We start from the raw sequence: 6,169 nt of genomic DNA, 5'->3' as shown, positions 1-6,169 counted from the left end.
GTCGGTGACCTCGGCTGCGCTCGACCCTTCCGACACCCTGCGCACGTCCACGTCCGCGACCCACCGGCAGCCCTCACGCAGGTGCCGGTCGGCGTCGCGCAAGGCCGAGATCCGGTTGCGCCCGGCCCGATAGCCCGAGACCCAGTCGGCGAACGCCCGCTGCTCCAGCACCGGCTCGACCGCGTTGCGCATCGCCCGCTGCACGACCCGGTCCGCCACCGTCGGGATCACGGACAGGAACGTCTTGCCGGTGTACGAGGTGATCTCCACCTCGCGCACCGGGCCCGGTGTCCAGGAGCCCGTTCGCAACGCCTCGGCCAGGGCCTCAAGGCGACCGCCGAGGCCCTGCCGGAACTGGGCCCAGCTCATACCGTCGGCACCCGGGGCTCCGGCCCGGCGCATGCAGGCGCGCGCCGCGTTCTTCAGGTGCCGGACGTCGACGAGGAACGGCATCAGCGAATGGGCGCGCGGTGCACGGGAGTTGGCTATAGTGGATCCTGCCTGAGCGGCATGCAGGATCCCGCTCCCCTCCGTACCAAGTGCTTGGCCGCTACCCAACACGCGCGGCCTCGGGGAGTCGGAACGACCGCGCCGCTCAGGCACCTTGCTGCCCTCAGCGACCACGCTCGTCCTCCCAGATCAGCGTGTGCAGCCGCGGGGTGAGGTTCCAGCCCCGGGCCAGGACCTCGTCCGCCAGCACCCGCATCCCGCCGAGCACTTCACCGCTGCTGGCTCCCTCTGGCATGATCCACACATCGGCGAGCGCGAACTCCTCAACCAGGTCGCCGACTTCAGAGAGCTGGGCGGCCTCTCGCACGACAAACTTGAACCGGGCTTTCCCGCAGTCCGCGAACGCCTTGAGGGCCTCCGGGTTGATCCGCCGATCCCCGAGCGCGGCGAAGGCCTCCAGCTTCGGCGAGACGTTGAACCCGGCCACCGCCTCGACCAGCTCAGGCCGCGGGACGACGGTCCCGTTCGTCTCCACTTCCACCCGCCGCCCCGACGACAGCCGCACCAGGTCGACGACCGCGTCCTGCTGGAGCAACGGCTCGCCACCGGTGATCACCACCAGTCGCGGCGACCAGGACATCACCCACACCGCGAGGTCCTCGACGCCGAGCCGGGTGGACACTTCGCGCGGGTCGAACCGGGACCAGTCCCACGTCTCCGGGGTGTCGCACCCCGGACAGCGCAGGTTGCACCGCGACAACCGGACGAACAGGGCCTGCTGCCCGACGCTCGGGCCCTCGCCCTGGAACGTCGGCCCGAAGCACTCCGCCACCAGCAGCCCCCTGCCGCCGGCGAGCTCGCCTCCCGACAGGCTCACCGCTCCTCCAGCACGAACTCGGCCCAGCTGGTGCGCGTCTCCGACACCCGAACCGACGCCAGCCGGCCCGGCAGCCCCGGTTCCACGTGCTCGACGAACCACCCGGCCAGCCACGCGGCGAGGTTCTCCGACGTCGGCGCGACCGGCAGCACGTCGTTCAGCATCCGGTGGTCGAGCGTGCTGTCGATCATCTTCTTCACCGGGGCGAGGTCGCCGAAGTCCGTGACGAAGCCCGGCTCCGCCAACCGGCCGGCCGTGAGCACGAACGCGGCCTCGTAGGAGTGGCCGTGCATCCGGGCGCACTGGTGCCCCTCCGGCAGGCCGGGCAGGAAGTGCGCGGCCTCGAAGCGGAACGTCTTCGCGATCCGGTGTCGGCCGGGCAGCACGAGCTCGCTCATCGGGCCACTCCCGACGACGCGGCGGCGTACTCGGTCGGGTCGTCGACGCCGGCCAGCTCGAACGCCTCGATCCGCTCGGTGCACGTCCCACACGTCCCGCAGTGCAGCGCGCCGCCGCGGTAGCAGGACCACGTCTCCGCGAACGGCACACCGACCTGCTCGCCGACCCGCACGATGTCGGCCTTCGACTGGTGGATGAACGGCGCCAGCAGTTGGAAACCCTGGGCGACAAACCCCTCGTTGCCGACTCGGGCAACCTCGGCGAAGAGGTCGAAGAACTCGCTGCCGCAGTCCGGGTAGACGGCGTGGTCACCGGCATGGGCACCGAATGCCACCGCGTCCGCCCCGGAAGCTACCGCCACGCCGACCGCGACCGACAACATGATCGCGTTCCGGTTCGGCACCACGGTGCTGCGCATACTCTCGGCGGTGTAGTGGCCGTCTGGCACCGCGACGGCGGAGTCGGTCAGTGCCGAGCCCGACAGCAGGCGGCCGAGCCCGCCCAGGTCCACCACCTCGTGGCGAGCGCCGAGACGGTCGGCGATCAGCACCGCGAAGTCGAGCTCCTTCCGGTGCCGCTGCCCGTAGTCGAAGGAGAGCATCGTGAGCCTGCTGCCGCTGCCGGCAAGCCAGTAGGCGACGGTGGTGCTGTCCAGCCCACCAGAGGCGATCACCACCGCGTGACGCGGGGGCGTGTGTTCGGTCATCTCCATACATCTTTCTCGTAGTCCTCCAGCACGGAGGGCGGAGTGAGTTCGCGCGGCTTGGGCCAGGGGCAGCCGGACTTCTCGAACGGCCGGCAGATCTGACGCGCGAAGAGTGCGTATGGGCGTGGTCGCTCGGCTATGCGGTCGTTCGGGTGTATGAGGTGTCGGGGGCGCTCGGGGCGAGGACCACGGTGGGTTCCTCGGGTCTGTCCAACTGGTGGTCGACGAGCAGGCCCAGCAACGTCAGGCCCAGGAGGTTCCCGGCCAGCCAGCCCGCTTCGAGAGCGGCCTCCAAGCGGTTGGAGGCGCGCGCTCGCCGGTGCTGCGAACCCTTGCCCGAATGCAGGTCGCTGATCTCCTCGCGAGCTTCGCGCCGTGCGACGGCGGTGTCACTGAGAGAGGGCGAGTTCATGGTCAGTCTCCGCAGATGCGCAGGTGAGTTCCGCTCGTCCGGGAGAGCCGGGTGAGCGGATGAGAGCTCAGAATGCCTTGCAGGAAGGGGACATGATCAGGCTTGTGCTGGACGTCTCGGGACGTCCTCTGTATCGTCCTGAGGCCTCAGTACGTCCCAAGACGTCCCACTCGGGAGCGCAATGGCGAACGAACGTCTCCGATCGGCTCTCGTCATCCGAGGCGTTACGGAGAAGGAGCTGGCGGAGCACTGCGGCGTGGACGCCAAGACGGTGGAGCGCTGGATCCTCAAGAACCGCGAACCGTACCGGCGTCATCGACAGGCGGTAGCGGCCAAGCTGCAGACCGACGAGGACTATCTCTGGCCGGACGCGAAGTCTGACGTGCAACGCCTGGACGAGGCCGACGCCGAGATCATCCACCTCTACCCGCACCGCTCCTCCGTACCACCGGAGCTGTGGTTCCAGTTCGCCGAGCGCGCCACGGTCGAGATCGGCGTCCTTGTCCATGCTGGCGTCCACCTTGCGGAGAACCCGCGGTGGCACCGAACGCTCATCGAACGGGCGCGAGCGGGGGTTCGCGTCCGTCTGCTGCTGGGCGATCCGGACAGTGCCGAGATCGCGCGCCGGGGCGAGGAAGAGGAGATCGGCGAAGGCGTCGCGTACAAGGTACGCGAGGTCATGAAGCTCTACCGCCCGCTCTACGGTACGCCCGGCATCGAGTTCCGGTCCCACCGTTCCACGCTGCACAACTCCCTGTACAGATTCGACGACGAGATGCTCGTCAACACCCAGATCTATGGCGTGAGTGCCCCGTTGACCCCGGTGCTCCACCTGAGGCGCGTCGCCGGCGCCCAGCTCGTCTTGACCTACCAGCACAGCTTCGAAAAGGTCTGGGCGAGTGCTGTTCCCCTACCGAGGCAGGCATCGTGAGCCGTACCGACTACTTCGACGACCCGGGTGCCCCGAAGGCCCAACGCATCGTCCCCGCCGTCACCGCCTTCGTGGTGAACGACCGCGGCGAACTGCTCCTCGAAAGGCGCTCCGACAACGGCCGGTGGGGGATGCCGGGCGGCGTTCTCGAGATCGGTGAGAACCTCCCGGATGCCGTCGTTCGCGAGGTACTTGAGGAGACGGGCATCGAGGTCGAGGTCACCGGCCTCGTCGGCACCTACAGCGACCCCGGGCACGTGATCGAGTTCTCGGACGGGGAAGTCCGCCAGGAGTTCTCCCTGTGCTTCCGGGCGAGGCCGGTCGGCGGCGAACTAGGCGCCAGCTCCGAGTCCTTCGAGGTTCGGTGGGTGCCGCGCGCGGAGCTGGATGCGCTGGACATCGCCCCGACGACCAGGCTTCGCCTCGCCCACGGTTTCCGGGAGGAAGCGGCCCCCTACCTCGGCTGATCAGGCACGGCCGGCGTCGGCGAGCCGCTTGGTTACGCGGTCGACCATACGCAGGAGCGCCGGCCGGGCCGCTGACACCGCGCGGTGGACGACGTGGTCCGCGTCGTACCGCCGGAGCACTTCGTCGAGCCTCGACACGGGGTCGAGGACGGTGCCGTTGGGGCCGCTGGTGAGGTCGCAGTAGGTGATCGCGTCCAGGAGCTCCGACGGCGGCCGACGGAAGGTCGCCAGCTCGGCCGACAAGCCCAGTTCGGCCGCTTCCCATTCCGACGAGGAGTGGTAGGCGACGAGCGAGCAGACCGTCGGATCGACGCCGAGACGGCTCAGATGGCGTGCGCCGTCGATCATGTGCTGCCCTGTGTCGACGACGGAGGCGGCGTAGCCGACGTCGTGGAGGATCGCCGCGATGGCGACCGGTTCGGCGTCCGCGCCGAGGACCGGAGCGAGAATCCGGGCCTGCTCAAGGACCCGGCAGGAATGCGCCCAACGCGAGGGAATGCTGGTGAGCAGCGATTCGGCGGTTCGGTACGCGAGGCTCAGGTGCATCGCTCCAGGCTAAAGCTTGTTGCAGAAGGCTGGGGGCGGGCAGCTCAGTGTTGTGCCCTGACCTGCGAGTTCACAGCGTTCGGGCGGGGTTGTGCATGTGGGCGACGACCTGCACCGCGTTGCGCAGGCCGTCGCCTTTCTGCCGGCAGTCGCGGAGGATCTTGTGGTTCTGCATGCGGGCGATGGTGTGCTCGACGCGGGCGCGTACGCGTCGGTGTTCGGCGTTGTCCTCCTCCTGGGCTTGCAGGAGCGGGTGGCCGGCTCGTCGGCGGTGGGGGACAGCCAGGCCGGTGTTCAGGTAGGCGCCGTCCGCGAGGACGGTGGTGCCGACGCACGCGGCGGGCAGTCCGGAGGCCCGCCGGATGTGGGCGTCGGCCTTGTTGCCCGGAGCCGGGCGGGCGGTGGCGACTATGAGTCGGGTGTCGGCGTCGATGGCGACCTGCACGTTCGCCGAGAACTGGTAGTTGCGGCTGGACGCCCCGACCGTGCGGTTGCGGACCGGGATCAGGGGCCGTCCACGATCCACAGCCGTTCCACGCCCGGCCGCGGGCGCGATCCCGACTTCGGGCCGCCACGGTGCCAGATGGCGGCGGTTCCTTCAGCAGATCGTCGGTCTTCACATAGAGTGCGGTGGCGAGCCCTTGGTATCAATCATCTAGAGGCTGGCTGACTGGGTGGCCGTCCGGCACAACTGTTCGCGCCGACCGACGCCGAACCCGCATCGATCTCGTCGGGGCCCGACTGCCGGGCAGATAGTCCGACGTTCACCGGGGCGTTCCGACCCCATGGCCGGCACCTGCGCTCGGCTCCTTGCGGTTGCAGCTCGGTGACTATCCGTCGGACATACTGCCGCACGGGCGCGTGGACCGGCATCCTGGCGGCATGCGGTGGATCCAGCGCGCGGCACGGGTCCTGGACGGCGATCTCCTCCAGGCGTGGCTGTACGGCGGCTTCACGCTGGCGGCCGACCTGTGGCTCCTGTCCATCGTTTTGGGCGGCCACGGCATACGCGTCGCGATAGCCGGCTCGTGGTTCCTGCCCTGGCTGTCGGACGCCCGTGTCGGCGACGCACGCGTCGTGGCGGCCGCCCTCGCATGCCTGGCCTCGGCCGGGGCCCTGGCCGGCTTCGGCCTCGGCGTCCTGGGCGCACGCCGCGCCCGACACCGCCGGCCGAACGTGACGTCCGCGCCCCGGCCCGTGCTGCGCCTGGTGCGGTGCGCGACGACGGGAGCCTTCTACGCCCACCTCGTGCTGCCGGCCGCCGCCGCCGTCGACGTCGTCCTGCACCCGGACCACGCCCTCGGCTACCTCTTCCTCTTCGGCTCCTGAACCCGGTCCGCCCCGGCGCCGCCCTGCCCCTGCCCGGGCCCCTGCTCCTGCC

The 6,169-nt window shown here is 69.8% G+C and carries 8 protein-coding genes and 2 pseudogenes; 3 read left to right on the top strand and 7 right to left on the bottom strand.

Going from position 1 to position 6,169, the window contains the following annotated elements:
- The 5 genes and pseudogenes from AB0O00_RS26870 to AB0O00_RS26850 form a co-directional block, all read right to left on the bottom strand.
- Positions 1-453 (bottom strand): annotated as a pseudogene (locus AB0O00_RS26870) (RNA-directed DNA polymerase); the annotation flags it as partial.
- 160 nt (positions 454-613) lie between these two features.
- The gene (locus AB0O00_RS26865; protein ID WP_363655944.1) at positions 614-1,327 is read right to left on the bottom strand and encodes a 7-carboxy-7-deazaguanine synthase QueE; all 714 of its coding nucleotides are present in this window, start codon (positions 1,325-1,327) and stop codon (positions 614-616) included.
- Entirely contained in the window at positions 1,324-1,725 is a 402-nt protein-coding gene (locus AB0O00_RS26860) for a 6-carboxytetrahydropterin synthase (protein ID WP_363655942.1), read from the bottom strand. Before AB0O00_RS26860 ends, AB0O00_RS26865 begins: the two co-directional genes overlap by 4 nt.
- Positions 1,722-2,432: a 7-cyano-7-deazaguanine synthase QueC gene (queC, locus tag AB0O00_RS26855; protein ID WP_363655940.1), complete on the bottom strand. Its 711-nt coding sequence runs from the start codon at positions 2,430-2,432 to the stop codon at positions 1,722-1,724. Before queC ends, AB0O00_RS26860 begins: the two co-directional genes overlap by 4 nt.
- A gap of 136 nt (positions 2,433-2,568) precedes the next feature.
- The gene (locus AB0O00_RS26850; RefSeq protein WP_363655938.1) at positions 2,569-2,844 is read right to left on the bottom strand and encodes a hypothetical protein; all 276 of its coding nucleotides are present in this window, start codon (positions 2,842-2,844) and stop codon (positions 2,569-2,571) included.
- 256 nt (positions 2,845-3,100) lie between these two features.
- Between AB0O00_RS26850 and AB0O00_RS26845 the strand changes: the two genes are divergently transcribed.
- Positions 3,101-3,775 carry an XRE family transcriptional regulator gene (locus AB0O00_RS26845; protein ID WP_363655936.1) on the top strand — a complete coding sequence of 225 codons (675 nt, stop codon included), beginning with the start codon at positions 3,101-3,103 and terminating at the stop codon, positions 3,773-3,775.
- On the top strand, positions 3,772-4,242 hold the full coding sequence (locus tag AB0O00_RS26840) for an NUDIX domain-containing protein (protein ID WP_363655934.1): 471 nt from the start codon (positions 3,772-3,774) through the stop codon (positions 4,240-4,242). The genes AB0O00_RS26845 and AB0O00_RS26840 overlap by 4 nt, the downstream gene beginning before the upstream one ends.
- Here the strand turns inward: AB0O00_RS26840 and AB0O00_RS26835 are convergent, their stop codons facing one another.
- Together AB0O00_RS26835 and AB0O00_RS26830 are read right to left on the bottom strand one after the other, a co-directional pair.
- On the bottom strand, positions 4,243-4,788 hold the full coding sequence (locus AB0O00_RS26835; protein WP_363655932.1) for an HD domain-containing protein: 546 nt from the start codon (positions 4,786-4,788) through the stop codon (positions 4,243-4,245).
- 70 nt (positions 4,789-4,858) lie between these two features.
- A pseudogene (locus AB0O00_RS26830) lies at positions 4,859-5,322 on the bottom strand (transposase family protein); the annotation flags it as partial.
- Positions 5,323-5,670: 348 nt separating this feature from the next.
- Here AB0O00_RS26830 and AB0O00_RS26825 point away from each other — a divergent pair.
- Positions 5,671-6,117: a hypothetical protein gene (locus AB0O00_RS26825; RefSeq protein ID WP_363655930.1), complete on the top strand. Its 447-nt coding sequence runs from the start codon at positions 5,671-5,673 to the stop codon at positions 6,115-6,117.
- The last annotated feature ends 52 nt before the right edge of the window (positions 6,118-6,169 follow it).

This window comes from Kitasatospora sp. NPDC093558, assembly GCF_040683475.1.
In the GTDB taxonomy this organism is placed as follows: domain Bacteria; phylum Actinomycetota; class Actinomycetes; order Streptomycetales; family Streptomycetaceae; genus Kitasatospora.
The sequence above is the reverse complement of the archived record's forward strand: the minus strand, read 5'-3'. Positions and strand labels throughout refer to the sequence as shown.